The following is a 16,655-nucleotide window of genomic DNA, read 5'->3' as shown; positions in this document are numbered from 1 at the left end:
TTCCGAAGAAACCAAATTTTTCCAATTGCCCTGCGATTGCCTGATAAATAGGCTTTTTATTTTTATCAATCGATGGCTTCCAACTCATCGGATAGTTTTCGAAAGAATTAATCGACATAATTCGCATCCTTTTTTCACACAATTATATAATTGTGTGGTTTATAAAACAAATATAATCTTGTTATTTAGATCCTCAACTAGAACGAACATATGAAATGACCAATATAAAAAACTCCTTAACAAGGCAAGGAGTTTTGTCTTCATTTATTTCGTTCCAGAAAATCTTTAACTCCTTCGAAATGATTCTTCATTTTTCCATCGATTTTCTCAAGGATATAATGACCGTCTTTTGCAATTGGACTATTTGGTGCTTGATGTGCATCAATCGAAGCAATATAGTGAGCAGAACTGATCTTCATTGATAATAAATTGTGAATATGATGCCCAACATCATAATGTACCCAATCGAATAAATGATAGTAAGCATTCTCTATGTTCATACTTACTGGGTATAGAAAAAGTTTACTCATTGGAATCAGTAATCCTACTACACCTACTCCGAACCCGACAAGTACCACTTTCATGCCTATTTCTTTGGCCAAATGAGCGAACATGAATCTTGAATCAACAAACGATTGTCCATTTTTCGTTTCCCCTTGAATGAGTTTGTGATGACCTTCGATTACTAATTTTTGTTCATATGGATAATACGTTGCAAATCGTTTCTTCATCCAGCATCCTCTCTTCCATATAACACAATTCATTCACTACGTGTCCCTCTATTAAACGATATGAGACAACTGGTAAAGTATTCTAACAAATGGATGTACAATGCAGTATAATTAAGAACAATTAAAATATTAAGAAGTATTCCGCTGTAGTGGCATCTAGACAGTTAAGGTAAATACAGAAAATCAATCATTTCCATGGTTCGAACTCCTTGATAAAACTGAATCTCCTCTAGCATACTCATTTCTTAACACGATTCTAAATAAATACACAAATAAATTCCAATACTAAACTAAAGAGGTGATATTAATGAGTAAATGGAACGAACAAGCCGCAGCGAATAATAATTTACCATCCAGCACAATTCGGACATCTGAGCTAATGTTAGGAAATAAAGCCGACCATGAATTTTCTGAAGACCTATCTGATGGCGGAGAAAGAAATAAAAATATTGAGATGCTAAATAAAAATCCTAAGCTAAAATAATTGTAAGTATGCCTCAATTAACAGAAAAAAGAGCTAATCGAATATCTGACGATTAGCTCTTTACAATTTACATTGAAAAAAACTATCGCTTTAATTAGTTTTTAAGATTTTTAGGTTTATAAATTGAATAGTGGTCTACTATTAAATTTATATTTTTTTAAGGGAACGCTCTCTCATTTTTAATTTAAACTATTCATCTAAAACACCCAATAAATAATCAATTATCTTTACAAATTAGTTGCATATGATATACTCTTTTTTGGTTTAACTAGATTAGTTTTCAAAGGAGTAACTTCATGAGTATGCAAAACGTGTATCTTTCTATAAAGCAAGGAGAAACAGCCACAAACCAGAACAGAATCCCTATTTCCTTTAATGAAACATTGCTAGGTCGTACATGGGGAGATGATTTCCCAGATATTCCTTTCACAAGTCAATATATTTCAAGAAAACATGCTTTAATTAGTTTCGATAAAGAAGAAAATTACACAATCGTTGATCTCATGAGTAAACATGGAACACAAGTAAATCATATTTCTATAGAGAAAAATAAACCATTTTTCCTTCGTGATGGCGATTGTATAAGTCTTGCAAGTGGTGCCGCTGTACTTATTTTTCATAATCTATCAGAGCAGAACCTTGGAGACACACTTGATATGCCATTAGTTTTAGATAAACACCTAAACGATTTCAATGGTTTAACTGTGAATTTAGTTAAAAGAGAAATTTTAATTGATGGTGTAAGAATCCATCTAACTAGTAAAGATACAGAATTATTTTTGTTGTTATATCAAAGAGCCAATAGCGCAGTTAGCTATAACGAAATTAAAATAAATGTTTGGCCGGAACGAATTACGAATGACGTTGAGCAGCCTGATGTAGGACGAGAAGAAATTAATACCCTTTTATATAGATTACGTAAGAAATTAGGTAAATACGGTCAAAGAATTGTTTCTGTCCCTCGATATGGTTATATGTTTGAACTAGAGGATATGTAATAGATTTAAAAAATAAAAACGAATGCAAAAGAGTGTAGAATATTTAAAATTCTACACTCTTTTTAGCAAATAATTGTATTTCACTTATAGTTAAAATATTTAGATAGATTATAATAAATTAGCTCTTACTTTTTTCTCTAAAATTGTTAATTCAATATAAATTGCAATTAATGACCCCACTGAACCCACACAAAGAATTATTGCGCATACATACACAGGTAAATTTAACAGAATGTACCCTAATAAAGTTCCAATAACTAATAATAAATAAAACATTACAATTCACCCTTTTTTCACATTGATCAAATTAAATCAAAATTGTCTTTTAAAAAATTATGTACTCATGTAAAGGTAATATTTCATGCATTCTTACTCAATATCACATCGATAACAAAACACTAACATTTTAAAATTAATAATATTTGTAGACACACAGTTCGATAAAGATTTGTAGTTATTCTTTTCTTTTCTCTGCTACACATTAATCTTTCATAAATTAATAAACTGAGTTTACTAGATTATAATATTCAGATGATTTGATGGGTTTAATTTCAAATGAGGGGGCAGAATTAATGAATATACGTGCGTTATTTATCGATATGGATGGTACACTCTTAACAGTCTCTAACTACATTTCCCACCGAAATATGGAAGTTAATAAACTCATTGATCAAGGAGTCATGATTTTTCTAGCAACTGGTCAACACTATGAAGTAACCGCTCCCTATCATAAAGAAATTGGATTACAAACTCCGATGATCTGTTTGAACGGTGCCGCTATTCATGATGGAGAGACAGGAAGAATGATACAAAAAGAAACAGTCAAATTGAACGAAGAATTACTCCATCATCTGACAACTGAAAACCCTTGTAATGTTATTATTCATACAGCAAATGGACTTTACTGTAAGGAAACAAATGAAGAAATTGATTATTGGATAAAAGTTGGGCAAATTCCACCACAATACATTGATGACTTAAGACAAGCTAATTATAATGCTGTTCTTAAATATTGTGTTCGAACAGGTGAACAAAATAATTAATTATCTACTTTCTTTAAAAAGGAAGCTGAAGTTATAAATTGGAATGACGGTTTTGAGGTGGTTGCTCCAAATGTTTCAAAATGGTCTGCTATCAAAAAACTACTTCGTGCATATCGAATTAATCCTAACGAAGTCGTAGCTATAGGAGACGGACCAAATGATATTGAAATGCTTCGTCATGTTGGTACAGGTGTGGCTATGGGAAACGCTAGCGAAGAAGTTAAAGCGGTATCTGATTTTGTAACTGGACATCATGAAAATGATGGATTAGCTGAATTTATCGAACGTTATCTTCTTAAATCAAAAAAACATTTGCGATTTAGTGTTTTTTAATAAATTATGAAAGTATAATTTTAATAAGTACAGTCAAAAGGAGTAACTCCTAAATTAGAACAAAGGCTCGGATAAAAATATGGGCCTTTTTGTTTTGCTGTAGAATTTTATTAAATTGGTAACTTCTTAACTTCAATTTGTCCTCAAAACTGAAATTAATTAACTATAATACTGTGTAATTTTTATTCCACTCTTGATTCATTACTTATTCCATGTATTTCCTTGATGTTCATTCAAACGGTTTATCTCGGTAACTTGATGATTTAGTCGTTACATCGAGTCGTAGTCTCTGTCTAGATAAGCAAATGAAGGGTGCTGACTAAGTCAGCACCCTATGCGACTGCCCGTTGCGCAAAAAGCTGCATTTAAGCAGATAATTCACGTAATTACCTTTACTTTTCTTTTAGTACCCGTGTATCTTCTATGAATAAAATTAGCAATTAATCGAGCTAATAGATTAAATAATAGGACCATAACAATCAAAACTGCAGCCGATTTTGCAGCAATTTCTTTAGCGTCTGGGACAATACCTTCAGAATTCAGTTTCCAAATATGAACTGCTAATGTTTCTGCAGGTCGAAAAATATTAAATGGATTCATTTGACTATTAATTGGTGCTAGCGAATTTAAAACTGGAGTTGTTAATCCTGCCGTATAGATTAACGCTGCTGCTTCTCCAAATATTCTGCCTGCTGATAAAATAATCCCAGTGATAAGTTGTGGAACTGCTGTTGGAATACTAATTTTAACAATTGTTTGCCATTTTGTAGCCCCTAAACCAAAACTACCTTCTTTAATATTTTTCGGAACATCTAGAAGTGCAGTTTCTGATACACGGGTAAGACTTGGTAGATTTAATATTGTAATTGCGAGTGACCCCCCAATTAAAGAATAGCCCCAACCAGTCATGGTAACAAATACAAGTAAACCGAATAATCCAACTACAATAGATGGTAAAGAAGCTAAAGTTTCTATACAAAGTCTTACAAAACTTAGAAATTTCCCTGGCTTTGCATATTCTGCCAAATAAATTCCTGATCCTAATCCTAGAGGTATAGAAATCACTAATGTTAATACTAAAATATAAAATGAATTAAATAATTGTGGGCCTATGCCACCCCCAGCTTGCGTATTACTTGGTCTTCCAAATAAAAAATTTGGGTCCCAAAATCCCCATCCTTTTGAAATGATTTCCCATAGTAGATAAATAAGTAGTAAAACAATAATTAATGAAACGATATAGAGAATGATCGTCCATAATTTATCAATACTTCGAGCATTCATTATACTTGTTCCCCCTATCTTTTACCTATAAATCGAATAATTAATATAAAGAAAAATGAAATGAATAATAAAATCATTGCCAATGACCATAACGCATTGTTCCATGAGGTTCCATTCATCGTATTAGCCATATCCATTGTTAATATACCAGTTAATGTGACAGTGGGATCAAAAATGCTTTTAGGAAATTGAAGCGTATTACCAATAACCATCTGAACTGCTAAAGCTTCCCCAAAAGCTCTAGCTAAACCTAGTACTACACCAGTTAATACATTAGTGGTTGCAGCAGGAACAATAGCCTTACTAATTGCTTGCCATCGAGTAGAACCTAATCCATAAGAAGCCTCTAAATAATCTTTTGGAACTGCTCTAATAGCATCTGATGCTATACTTGCAATTGTTGGAAGAATCATGATACTCAATACAATTATTCCTGCGATTAAACTAAAACCAACTCCACCAATTTGATTACGAATAATCGGGACTAAAATTGTTACTCCCAGAAATCCGTAGACAACTGAAGGGATACCTACTAGTATTTCTAAAACAGGTTTTAATATTTTATCTCCAAAAACTGGTGAAATATAATTCATAAAAATAGCTAATGCGATTGCAATTGGTGCTGCAATAATGACTGCCCCAATTGATACTACGATTGAACCAGTAATAAACTTTAATGCTCCAAACCTAGGATTTTGTGCGTCATTTGGGCTCCAATTAGGAGAAAATAGCATTTCAAATAATGAAATATTACTCTGAGTAAATGATTGTATTCCTTTACCTACAATAAAAATAATAATCAAGATCGTGGTAAGTACCATTAAAATACCGCAAAAGGTTACTAATGTTCTTCCTAAGTATTCATTTGCAAAGTAATTTCTTTTTCTTATTTTCATAAATAACTCCTAATAATAATTTTAGTGCTAATAAAGGGTGCCTAATCAAACTTAATTTGAAATAGAACACCCTTTAGAGTCAGATCATTATTTTAAATTACCCATTTTGGACATCGGTATATAACCCATTTCTTCAACTTTCGCTGAAAAATCATCGCCTTGAACAAAATCTATATAACTTTTTACTGGGTCTTTTAAATCACCTTTTGTAATCATGTACTCATATGAGTAAAATGGATATTTTCCATTTGTTATATTATCAATTGAAGAATCATTTCCATCTATTTGAACAATCGTTAAAGCATTCTTTTTATCTCCAACGAGATATGAATTTGCTAAATAAGAAATCGTCCCTGGAGTACTATTTATTGCTTGTTCAACAGCTCCATTTGAATCTTGGACTGTACCGACTGAATCGTTTATTTTCACACCACTCATAACGGTTTTTTCGAAAGCTGCTCTTGTCCCAGAAGCAGCTGGACGATTTATCACATTTATTTTCTCGTCCTTGCCTCCAACATCTTTCCAATTAGTAATTGTTCCTGAGAAGATATCTTGTATTTGTTTTAACGTTAATGAAGTAACAGTAACTTCCTTATTAACAATAACCGAATAACCGATACCTGCAACTTTTGTTTCAACTAAATCCTTTGCAAGAGCAGGGTCACTAAGTTTTTCACTAGCTGGCACATCCGAATTCCCAATTTGAACCGCTCCTGATGTTACTTGGTTCACTCCAGTTCCACTACCACCACCTTGAATAGTAATCGAAACACTTGGATTATTACCCATAAATTCTGTAGCAGCTTCCTCAGCTAAAGGCTGCAATGCAGTTGAACCAGCAGCTGTAATCGTACCACTTAATTTTCCACCACCAGTTTGATTCTTTTTATTCGTATTTTTTTGAGTATTACATCCTACCAACATGATTGCTACTAACATAATTGCAAACATCAGTTTAATACAACGTTTCATAAGATACCTCCAAAGTAAAATTAGTTAACCTTCAAACTATTGCAATCTAACATTTACTAAATAGTTTGTGTTAAAAAAAATTCACTATGCAATCTAGATTCATTCTAGATTAATTTTGTCTATTCAATATTTTAGAAATTAACTAAAGTGCATTTTAGAAATTAACTAAAGTGCACTTGTAACTTTTCATAAATTTTATAATCTTTTTTTTATTGGTTTAAGAAATAATGTTTGCCTTTTACAAGATAATAAATATTCTCAGCAATATTTGTTGCATAGTCTGCAATTCTTTCAAGATATCTGCAAATAAATGCCATCTGCATTAAATTTGTAACATGATCAGGTGAATCGGCAATGCTATTCATTAAAAATTTAACTGTTTCTCCATATAAATCATCTACTTGATCATCTATTTCTCCAATTTGTTTAGCAGCATATAAATCTTCCGTACGATATGCATCCACTGCTCTAGATAACATATCAATTCCTAATTCATGCATTTTTTCAATATTTTCTAATGGTAAATTTTCCTGTCGATCACGTATCCTAATCGTCGACTTCGCAATATTTACAGCGTAATCGGCAACTCGTTCAAGGTCATGTGAAATTTTTATAGCTGTTAAATTCCTTCTTAAGTCTACAGCTACAGGTTGCTGTCTAGTAATTATTACAACAATTAATTCATTTATCTCTTCTTCTAGTTTATTAATACGATTATCTTCTTCAATTACTTCTAATGCTTTTTCAATATTTTCGGTTCTAAATGCATCCATACTTTTAATTACAGCCTTTTTCGTTTTCTCAGCTAATTCGATGATTAATTCTTGTAAGGTTCTTAAATCTTCTTCAAATTTATGTCTCATTAATGATCACCTCTTAATCCTTCCATTAACCGAAACGTCCAGTGATATAATCCTCTGTACGTTTATCTTTTGGTGTAGAAAATAATTTATTCGTATCAGAGTATTCAACTACTTCACCACTGAGGAAAAACGCAGTTCGATCAGATACACGAGCAGCTTGTTGCATATTGTGAGTAACGATTATAATACTGAATTCTTTTTTTAGATTATGAATAAGCTCTTCTACTTTTAAGGTTGATATTGGATCTAATGCAGATGTGGGCTCATCCATTAAAATAACGTCTGGTTCAATTGCTAAACATCGTGCTATACACAATCGTTGTTGTTGACCTCCTGAAAGACCGAAAGCATTTTCATGTATACGATCCTTCACCTCTTCCCAAATCGCAGCACCCTTTAAACTTTTCTCAACTATTTGATTTAGCTCTTTTTTATCTTTAATACCTTGAATTTTTGGTCCATAAGCTACATTTTCCCAAATCGATTTAGGAAAAACGTTTGGTTTTTGAAATACCATACCAACATGGGTTCGTAATTCTTCAACAGGATAATTTTTATCAAAAATATTTTGATCACGATATAAAATACGACCCTCAGTTCTAACGGTTGGTACTAATTCAACCATTCTATTTAAAGTTTTTAAATAGGTGGATTTACCACAACCACTTGGTCCGATGATTGCTGTGACTTCATTTTCATAAATACTTAAGTTTATATCTTTCAAAGCTTTATCTTGACCATACCAAAGAGATAAATTGTGTGTATCATAAACAATGGATTTTTGTATATCAGACTGAATTTCGCTTTTTTCATTTTTTTCTTTATTCAAAGTATTAGTCATGTATTTTGAAACCCTTCCATCTTGAAGTTTAATATGATTAAAACCCTATCCTAACAGCTAAACTTATATTCAAATCGCCTCCAGTAACTTAATCCTTTACTACATACATTTTAATTTCCTAATCTAATTCCTCTCTACTTCTTTAAAGGCAATCGTCGATTCTACAAACTTATAAATATTAGTTAGAATCCCCTATTTTTGAAGTAAAATACTAGTCAGAATTGTTATCTAATGTACAATTTGTTGATCAATATGCATTTGCAGTGAGTTTAGGAAAAATGTAATATGTAGTGAATACTATTAGTTAGCACAACAAAAATGACTGCCGAAGCAGTCATTTTTTATGCACTAATTCATACGTTAGCCCTCCATGAATCAAGAATTCACCGCAGTGAATGGAAGTTTAATACTTACTTTCATGGAAGCTGTACAACCAAAAAAATTGCCGAATCAACTTTAAATACAACTAGCTCATATTTGTTAAATTATTATTCAACATTGAAGTTAATTCATATGCAACTCTAATTCCAGATTCAATTGCCCCTTGCATCCAGCCAGGTATTGATGATGTATCTTCCCCTGAGAAATGTAATCTTCCTTCTGGAGTAGCAATATAATCACCAATCTCTTTTTGTTGATCAGGCTTTAACATTGAAACTACTCCAGCTTCAAACGGATCTTGGGTCCAGCTATGAGTGAAGCCTGAAACAAATTCTGTATATACTTGATTTCCAAATAAATAGGATAGATCTTTTAAAGCTTGCTATATTCTTTCATTTTCAGACAGACTATCCCAATATAATGCATCGTCTTCCCAAGTATAGTTAGCTAATACAGTTCCAGGTCCATCACTACCTAAATTTCTACTAGGTTAATAAGTAAACCGTATAGGTAAATCAGTAATTGACCTTCCCCCATATAAACCTTCTTCCTCCCAGAATCTCGTATTGAATTGTAAACCCACTTTAGTGGATGCCATATAGTGAGTGGTCCGGATTGCCAGCCACTTACTATACGATATGGAATTCTGAGGTATGATTTCTACAAAATTAAGTACTGAGAACGGAACGGTTTTTTCGTTGTAGTTGAAATTCAGATCAAACATTGCCCCTAATAAAAATATCATATATGGCATTATTACAAATCTAACAGTAATTAAAGCATATAAAATACTGCTAAAACTATTGAAAATAGGCCTAAAACACTCTTTAATATTTTTAACAAAGAACTACTTCCCTTACTAATAATTAATATGTATTTTCTATTAATCGAATGTATTTCAATTCTTATTTAAGCATCCTATTACCTAGTGCTATAAAAAACTGCCGCAGTCGATTCTTGTGCAACTAACGCTTGCTTTAGTTGTACAACAAATAGATGTTGATTATCATTAATTGATTATCCTCTATTTCACATTATGGCAGGTTAGTTTAAGTGAAGACTTAAAGTGAAATTAATCTAAAAAACACAATTTTTTTAAAAAATAATTGACCTTTAATAAACCTTGAACATTTCATAGTTATCTTTATAGTACGAAATAATAAAGTCACGAAAACTTCTTACCGAAGAAGACAATAATTTATGTCTTTTCCAAGATAAACTGACTGAATATGTAGCAGAGTGTTCAGTAATTTTTATATAATTTAATCCCAATGTTCTACAAACTGAAATAGGAAGTAACGCCACACTCTGATCAAGCTTACTCTTACCTCCTTCTAAACACATGAACAAAGTAGAGATCCTTTCCTATATCATGTTGTGTTGTCATGATAATAATTGGTACTATGCCCTCCTCTGACTCCCTCTTTACAGTCCGCCATTTCGCGTTAACTTATAGGCTTTCTAGCTCCTTTAAACTCAAGGGTAAAGTAGGGTCTCCCCAGTGCCTGTTAGCTACTAGGCGACTTGGTTCTTACCTAGACTGGACTTTCACCAGTTAGCAATTAACGGCTTGCTGGGCACGCGAATAAAAAAGAGATCTTCTATTGAAGAATCGCATGCGTTAGAAACATAAGTAAGGCTAATGAATAGCCATTTTTCTAGTTTTTTTCTTTCTAAATTAAAAGCTAAGGCTTTATTAAGGGCTACCACCATTTAATGTAAATGAGCTATGACTAACAAGCTCTAAATCTTGTAATTGATGGGCAGATTTAATTATAGTTGAATACAAAAACTCCTTTTCGGATAGTTTTTCTATATTTTATATGCTCTTGGTCATTTTTATTTTGAAACTGGATAGACGTTTAAATATTCCTCTAACGTTAAGTTTCTTTTTTTCATTTGTTTAGCTGCTGCTACGCCAACATATCGAATATGCCAAGGTTCGTATTTGTAACCTGTGATTTGCTCCTTACCTTTTGGATACCGAATAATGAAACCATAATTAGAGGAATTTTTTTCAAGCCATTTGGCTTCTTTTGTATTCGCGAAACAGCTTGAAGCCGCACATTTTCCAGTGCTACTACTTACATCAATTGATAAGCCTGTCTGATGTTCACTAGAACCTGGTAATGCACTATATTTTCTTGCATTCGCATATCCATCTACTTTAACGTATCGATTAAAAATAACTTTCTGAGTTGCATAAGAGCGAAATCCTGAGACACCACTTAAAAATATATGATCTCTTTTTGCACCTTCAAATAATTTCTTTAATGCTATTGCTGCTTCTTTTCTCATTTTTCGCTTTTCAATCTTTTCTTTAAAAATGAATGAAACATTTGCATAAACTAAATCCTTTGGAACGTAGTTTTGAGATAAAAAATATCTTTTATTTACTAAAACTGTAATTACATCAGGGTGTGAAACGGTTCTAATTGCATTATTTTGTTTCGTCCTATATATAACATTTTTAGGTACATCTGATGTTTTGTTTATCTGATTATTAGCATTTTCATTGTTTGTATTGTTCATCTGATTATTAGCATTTTCTTTATTTGATTGGTGATACTCTTTTTTAGGACTAGAATCATTGTGATGATGGTGTTGGTTACTACAACCGTTTAAAGATAATAGTAAGATAATAAAAATAGAATTAACTAAATATTTCATAAAAGTAAGTACCCCCACATGCTGCTTTGTCTAATTGTTAATATGTCAAAAATTTGATTTCGTTTTTGAAATTCGTGTTCATATATAGAAGGATAAAAAGTTATTTTTCGTACATAGTCCAACTATTCCCTGAAATTTTTTCGGAAATATCAATAACTTTATTTTTAACTCTCTCTTTTTCTGGGCCATCTAATAACTTTGGCTGATAGTTGTTTCTTGAAGAAACAGAGGAAATAGAAAAAGGTATCACTTTCAACTCATTTTCATTTGTCAATATAGACAATAAATTTCCCATTATATTCTTCAATTCCTTGAAGTACATGAGGATGGTGCCCAAGTATTAAATCTGCTCCGTGATCAATCGCATAGTGAGCCAAGCTTTTTTGAGTATTATTAGGTACATACTCTCGCTCTATCCCCCAATGAAAATGGATGAAAATTACTTTTGCACCAGCATTTCGTAATTCACCTAAATCATTAGCAATTTTAACTCTCAATTCAGAAGTATCATTCCAACCTTCATATCCTAGTGCTCCTATTTTTATCCCCTTAACAGTTGTTAAATAGCGATTGGAATATCCGAAATAACCTATCTTGTATTTTTTTAAGTTACTAATCGTGTCATCATAACCTTTTTCTAAATAATCATGACTATGGTTGTTCGCGAGATTTACTGCATCTATTCCGCCGTAGTTTAGAATATTGGCGTAAGATGGATCTCCCTTAAATTTATATTTTTTTACAGCTTTTTCTGTGGCATTTGTCAATGTAGTTTCCAAATTTACAGTAGTAAAATCGTCTTCATTAAATATATTATTTAATCTATCAACAAAATAATGTAAACCATTACTCTTGGCTTCATCTACAAATGAATCAGAATAATTAAAACTTTCATCAGTACCAAGTGTAAAGTCGCCAGCTGCACTTATTTTAATGGTTTTCTCTACTTGTTTTTGAGGTGATGCTTTAATTGTATTTGTATGTTTAATTGGTTTATTTACATTTTTTGTAGTATTTTCTTCATTTTTTAATTCGTTACCAAATGTTATTGAATAAACATTTTTACAAACAAATAAAATTATTAAAAAAATAAGAAGAGAAAAGGTTCTTTTTATTCGTTTTTTCTTCTAGAAGTTATTTTTCGATTCTTGCTCATTTTTTTATCTCCCTAAACTATTTTTCTCAATATATAACCCTTTAAATCCCTTTTTCATTGTTATGAATTTTCATAAACAATATAAAAAGATTAAAGATTTACATGTATTTATAATTAAATTTAGTTACTTTAAATTTGATTAAATAAAAATAAATGAAATCTATAACAATTCCTATTACATATGTTCTAAATTCATCTCCCTTCGAAACCTTATAAAAGAATAATAAGATTTGGATGTTTCGAATTTAGACACAACTTGTATCTAAGTTGTAAATAATAAAAATTTGAGCATTTTTTCATCGGAAGTATTAATAATTTTTTAAGTTTGAACGAATAAGTTTTTCTTAAAATCAGTGGAAGTATTTTAAGATAGAATATTTTTGCCGATTACTCAATAAATCGAGTTTTAATAGATTAACTTATATAATTCTGAAAATATTTAGAATTCGAGAAGATAGGATTTGAAGTCTTAGGATTTCTATTTGATATACATAAGAGGTGTTACTTGAACTCAAGAAGAAATTGATTTTTTTTAAAAGATAATAGGGAGTAATACATGTACTTTTTGAAAAAGTTAGTTTTTAAAAGGTCTGATAAAACTAGTTGAAATTAAACCTGTTCACGATGTTTATCGGGGGCAGGTTAATTAGTTATGTTTACTTTTGTACAATAGTTAAAATAATCGAATATATTTCAGGTGAGAAAATATCACGTACATTAAATAAATAGTGAAACATTATATTTTTAATAGGTCATCATTGTAGTGGTTTACCTTTTTAGAATTTAACGAAAGTTTACAACTTAGAAACAACTGATGATTAAATTTGAAATAATAATTCAATATTATTAAACCATCAAGAAGAAAGGAGTATTTTTTATTATAGGAAATGACAATGCAATATCAACAACCTCACTTTAGTTTTTATTAGGCAGTTGGTTCTTATAAAGGTCCCAATGTATATGCAAGTACAACTTACTTGATCTAAAAAGAAAGTGAAATTTACTTTAATTTTTTATTATTAAAACAATCGTTTATATAAGTATTTAAATTAACAATGAATTTAGGTGAGTCTATGAATGAGAAAATATTAATTGTAGATGATGAAATAAGTATAGTAGAATCCTTAGCATATGCTTTTCGAAGGGAAGGATATAATGTAGAAACAGCATTTAATGGCAAAGAGGCACTAGAGAAAGTTTCTGTTTTTCAACCTGAAATTATGATTTCCGATATTGTGATGCCTGTAATGAATGGATTAGATTTATGTAAACAAGTTGGAAGTAAAAATGGCATGGGCATTATTTTACTAACCGTTAGGAATGACATTATAGATCGGTTATTAGGATTAGAGTTTGGTGCTGATGATTATATAACGAAGCCTTTTGATATTAGAGAACTACTCGCAAGAACAAGTTTACTGTTACAAAGACTAAAAAAGGAAATGAAGGTAAATAAAAAAACATAGATATGTAGATTTTTACAGGTTTATTGCTTGTAAATAATTTCTTTTTGAGCACTCTCAGGATCATCTATGACTGGAATGGAAGGTGCGAGGCTCCTTTGTGAGTAGTGTAAAAGCTGAGACTTTAGAAGGTGAAAATGGTATTCGATTTATTCTTCTTTGAACTTCTCAATTACTTTAAAGACTTTTCTTATTTGGAATGTAGTTATACCTTCAGTTCTACTACTTTATATACTTTTTGAGAGTGGTAGTCACATGATAGTTTATTGAGAGAGTATCTTTCCATAAAATAAAAAACTATTGAGGAGTTAAATTAATGGAATTAAGGGAAATAGAATACTTTTTGGCTATTTGTGATGAATTACATTTTACACGAGCAGCAGAAAAATTAGGAATATCACAACCTGCTTTAAGCCGTCAAATGAGAGCCCTAGAAGACAAATTAGGAGTTCGTTTATTTGATCGCTTAGGTAAAAAAATTGCTATTACTGAAGCGGGAAAAATTCTAAAAGAAGAATCCGATAAAATATTTTCCAATATAAAATTTATCTATGAACAAATTGGAGAGCTTCAAAAAGTAAAAAGAGGAAAACTTATTGTTGGAGCAATGTCTGGGGAGTTAAGTAAATTGGCGTCTGAAGTATTTTTAGAGCTTCACAGAATGCACCCCTATTTACAAATGAAAATCATTAAGTTAGATAATATTGAAGAAAGAATTATTCAAAATGAAATCGATATAGCTTTGACACACCAGCCTTATGAGAAAAAACAGTTAACAAATATACCTTTATATAATGAAGAATTTTCTTTAGTAGTTCCCATTGACCATCATTTGGCTAAAAGGGATATTGTTGAATTTGAGAAGATCAAGGACATTCCATTTGTCATAAGTCCGAATAACCACTATTGCCGAAAATTAATTGATGATGCCGCTACTTCTAAAGGATTTGTCATCCAGCCAATCATAGAATTAACTGATGTTCAATCTATTTTAAAAATTGTGAAAGCAGGTGTTGGAGCTACCATTCTTCCTAATTCTCTTCTCGCTTTTGAGAATCCTCAATCACTTAAAGTAATTAAATTAGTTAATCCTGTTATTTGTAAAGAAATTGCAATTGTACATCACAAAAAAAAGTATATTGGAACTGCAGCTAGAAATTTTATGGACATGTTGCTTTCACATGTGAATAAGAAAAATCTTTATGTAGGAAATACTGAATATTCTTTTATAAATTCCTGATAGCTTATACAAAAACATTTCCCACTTCATAAAAAAGAATGGGGAATGTTTTTTAATGTTGTTTTTTAGACAATTTCAATCGCTGAACACTGCCACCTTATGTGCCGACAAACAAATATTCCTCGTCCGGAGAAAGTTGAAGTGTTATAGCATTTCTATTGTCGAGATCCTTGGAAGGATTTGTTCAAGTTTTCCTCCATCCACACTTTTTAACACACCTCGACCTCCCTTAAGTAGTCCTGATTCATAAACACCAGTAGGGAAAATGGTATTAAGTACTAATCCTGATAATTATATGGTATGGAGTATTTAAATAAGGTATCATCTGACTTGGCAAAAAGAATTGAGATACAACTTAAAAACTATAAAGATAAAAAAATCAAAATTTAATAAGTCTTTTGTTATTGTTATTTTTATAATCCAGTATTGTATAACCTTCTTTATGAATGAAATATACCTGATTACCAATTTTTTTGTATGCTTTGATATTACTAATGAAAAGTAAAAAAGAACTTTTCATATCCTTTACGTAGTAATCCCCATTAGGGTCAAACTGCTTGATCTGGTATCTACCATCTCCAAAATAATCAGTAGTAGCATCAGCAACTTTATATTTTAGATTTCTTGTCTTTTCCTTTTCATTCATAAATGATTTAGTGTATAAGACACCTAAAATAGATATGAAAATAACAACTAATAATAGTGCAAACTTTTTACTTTTAGCATTCATTTAAATCAAACCATTCTATTAAATACGTATATAAAAAACAAAGTAGAGTAATACTTTATCTAAAATTATATCATTCCCTGAATTTTCCAGACATATTTAATTGAACTTAACTGCAAATCAACACAAAAAAAAGACCGCAGTAGCAGCCTTCACGATGTACATCTAACGCATGCGTAGTTAAAGAACGATATTTCAATAATATCCCTAAAATAGTTATATACTCTTGATCTTATAGTTGGTCTGTTATCCATTTTTTAAATTCATTTATAAAAAAGTTAAACTTTAAATATTTTGCTCGTAGTTTTTTCTAAAATTTTTTTCTGTTTCGCCCACAAACAATAACCCTATCCTATTCTTTAATTCACTCTCAGTAGGGTTATTTGTTAAATATAGATTCAATCCCTCAATATCATTAAGGATTCGTTCTCAAATATCTTTATTAATTTCACTCATACCCCAAAAACTATAATTTTTATAATTCTTTTCAATAAATTTAGAAAGATAAAAGTTTCATCTATAAAATATTGGAAAAGTTATAAAGTTGTGCGATGGTAAAACTCCAATAGC

At 30.9% G+C, this 16,655-nt stretch carries 15 protein-coding genes and 4 pseudogenes; 6 read left to right on the top strand and 13 right to left on the bottom strand.

What is annotated here, in order from left to right:
* Nucleotides 1–16: 16 nt before the first annotated feature.
* Both COJ46_RS24870 and COJ46_RS01825 read right to left on the bottom strand, forming a co-directional pair.
* Nucleotides 17–118: pseudogene (locus COJ46_RS24870) on the bottom strand (hypothetical protein); the annotation flags it as partial.
* A 142-nt stretch (nt 119–260) separates the two neighbouring features.
* Nucleotides 261–731 (bottom strand): hypothetical protein, encoded by a 471-nt coding sequence (locus COJ46_RS01825; RefSeq protein WP_097976233.1) that lies wholly within the window; start codon nt 729–731, stop codon nt 261–263.
* A 307-nt stretch (nt 732–1,038) separates the two neighbouring features.
* On the opposite strand from COJ46_RS01825, the gene COJ46_RS24300 reads away from it, so the two are divergent.
* Nucleotides 1,039–1,215, top strand: coding sequence for a hypothetical protein (locus COJ46_RS24300; protein ID WP_176522534.1), 177 nt, complete (start codon nt 1,039–1,041; stop codon nt 1,213–1,215).
* 296 nt (nt 1,216–1,511) lie between these two features.
* Complete coding sequence (locus COJ46_RS01820) at nt 1,512–2,213, top strand: FHA domain-containing protein (protein ID WP_098565630.1); 702 nt, start codon at nt 1,512–1,514, stop codon at nt 2,211–2,213.
* 108 nt (nt 2,214–2,321) lie between these two features.
* Here the strand turns inward: COJ46_RS01820 and COJ46_RS24295 are convergent, their stop codons facing one another.
* Entirely contained in the window at nt 2,322–2,489 is a 168-nt protein-coding gene (locus COJ46_RS24295) for a hypothetical protein (protein WP_176522533.1), read from the bottom strand.
* A 296-nt stretch (nt 2,490–2,785) separates the two neighbouring features.
* On the opposite strand from COJ46_RS24295, the gene COJ46_RS24865 reads away from it, so the two are divergent.
* Both COJ46_RS24865 and COJ46_RS24860 read left to right on the top strand, forming a co-directional pair.
* Complete coding sequence (locus COJ46_RS24865; protein ID WP_286133556.1) at nt 2,786–3,256, top strand: HAD family hydrolase; 471 nt, start codon at nt 2,786–2,788, stop codon at nt 3,254–3,256.
* 33 nt (nt 3,257–3,289) lie between these two features.
* Nucleotides 3,290–3,589 carry an HAD family hydrolase gene (locus COJ46_RS24860; RefSeq protein WP_286133557.1) on the top strand — a complete coding sequence of 100 codons (300 nt, stop codon included), beginning with the start codon at nt 3,290–3,292 and terminating at the stop codon, nt 3,587–3,589.
* 378 nt (nt 3,590–3,967) lie between these two features.
* Here the strand turns inward: COJ46_RS24860 and pstA are convergent, their stop codons facing one another.
* From pstA to COJ46_RS01770, 9 genes and pseudogenes are all read right to left on the bottom strand, one after another.
* Nucleotides 3,968–4,873, bottom strand: a complete 906-nt coding sequence (gene pstA / locus COJ46_RS01810; protein WP_097976230.1) for a phosphate ABC transporter permease PstA — start codon at nt 4,871–4,873, stop codon at nt 3,968–3,970.
* Nucleotides 4,874–4,887: 14 nt separating this feature from the next.
* Nucleotides 4,888–5,769 carry a phosphate ABC transporter permease subunit PstC gene (gene pstC / locus COJ46_RS01805; protein ID WP_097976228.1) on the bottom strand — a complete coding sequence of 294 codons (882 nt, stop codon included), beginning with the start codon at nt 5,767–5,769 and terminating at the stop codon, nt 4,888–4,890.
* 87 nt (nt 5,770–5,856) lie between these two features.
* Nucleotides 5,857–6,744 carry a phosphate ABC transporter substrate-binding protein PstS family protein gene (locus COJ46_RS01800; protein ID WP_098565629.1) on the bottom strand — a complete coding sequence of 296 codons (888 nt, stop codon included), beginning with the start codon at nt 6,742–6,744 and terminating at the stop codon, nt 5,857–5,859.
* Between the two features lie 209 nt (nt 6,745–6,953).
* Nucleotides 6,954–7,607, bottom strand: coding sequence for a phosphate signaling complex protein PhoU (gene phoU, locus COJ46_RS01795; RefSeq protein WP_097976225.1), 654 nt, complete (start codon nt 7,605–7,607; stop codon nt 6,954–6,956).
* A 25-nt stretch (nt 7,608–7,632) separates the two neighbouring features.
* A complete protein-coding gene (gene pstB, locus COJ46_RS01790) occupies nt 7,633–8,448 on the bottom strand; it encodes a phosphate ABC transporter ATP-binding protein PstB (RefSeq protein ID WP_097976224.1) in 816 nt (271 codons plus the stop codon).
* A gap of 466 nt (nt 8,449–8,914) precedes the next feature.
* Nucleotides 8,915–9,553 (bottom strand): annotated as a pseudogene (locus COJ46_RS24855) (flavin monoamine oxidase family protein).
* 389 nt (nt 9,554–9,942) lie between these two features.
* Nucleotides 9,943–10,149, bottom strand: a pseudogene (locus COJ46_RS25190) (LysR family transcriptional regulator); the annotation flags it as partial.
* 519 nt (nt 10,150–10,668) lie between these two features.
* Nucleotides 10,669–11,499 (bottom strand): M15 family metallopeptidase, encoded by an 831-nt coding sequence (locus tag COJ46_RS01775; protein ID WP_097976221.1) that lies wholly within the window; start codon nt 11,497–11,499, stop codon nt 10,669–10,671.
* Between the two features lie 100 nt (nt 11,500–11,599).
* Nucleotides 11,600–12,614: pseudogene (locus COJ46_RS01770) on the bottom strand (CapA family protein).
* Between the two features lie 1,114 nt (nt 12,615–13,728).
* Between COJ46_RS01770 and COJ46_RS01765 the strand changes: the two are divergent.
* Both COJ46_RS01765 and COJ46_RS01760 read left to right on the top strand, forming a co-directional pair.
* Nucleotides 13,729–14,121, top strand: coding sequence for a response regulator transcription factor (locus COJ46_RS01765; protein ID WP_098565628.1), 393 nt, complete (start codon nt 13,729–13,731; stop codon nt 14,119–14,121).
* Nucleotides 14,122–14,434: 313 nt separating this feature from the next.
* Nucleotides 14,435–15,358, top strand: coding sequence for a LysR family transcriptional regulator (locus tag COJ46_RS01760; protein WP_098565627.1), 924 nt, complete (start codon nt 14,435–14,437; stop codon nt 15,356–15,358).
* 379 nt (nt 15,359–15,737) lie between these two features.
* Here the strand turns inward: COJ46_RS01760 and COJ46_RS01755 are convergent, their stop codons facing one another.
* The gene (locus COJ46_RS01755; RefSeq protein WP_098565626.1) at nt 15,738–16,088 is read right to left on the bottom strand and encodes a hypothetical protein; all 351 of its coding nucleotides are present in this window, start codon (nt 16,086–16,088) and stop codon (nt 15,738–15,740) included.
* Nucleotides 16,089–16,655 lie beyond the last annotated feature (567 nt).

The organism is Bacillus sp. AFS077874, assembly GCF_002566505.1.
GTDB lineage: Bacteria > Bacillota > Bacilli > Bacillales > Bacillaceae_G > Gottfriedia.
This window is presented reverse-complemented; position numbering and strand designations above follow the sequence as displayed.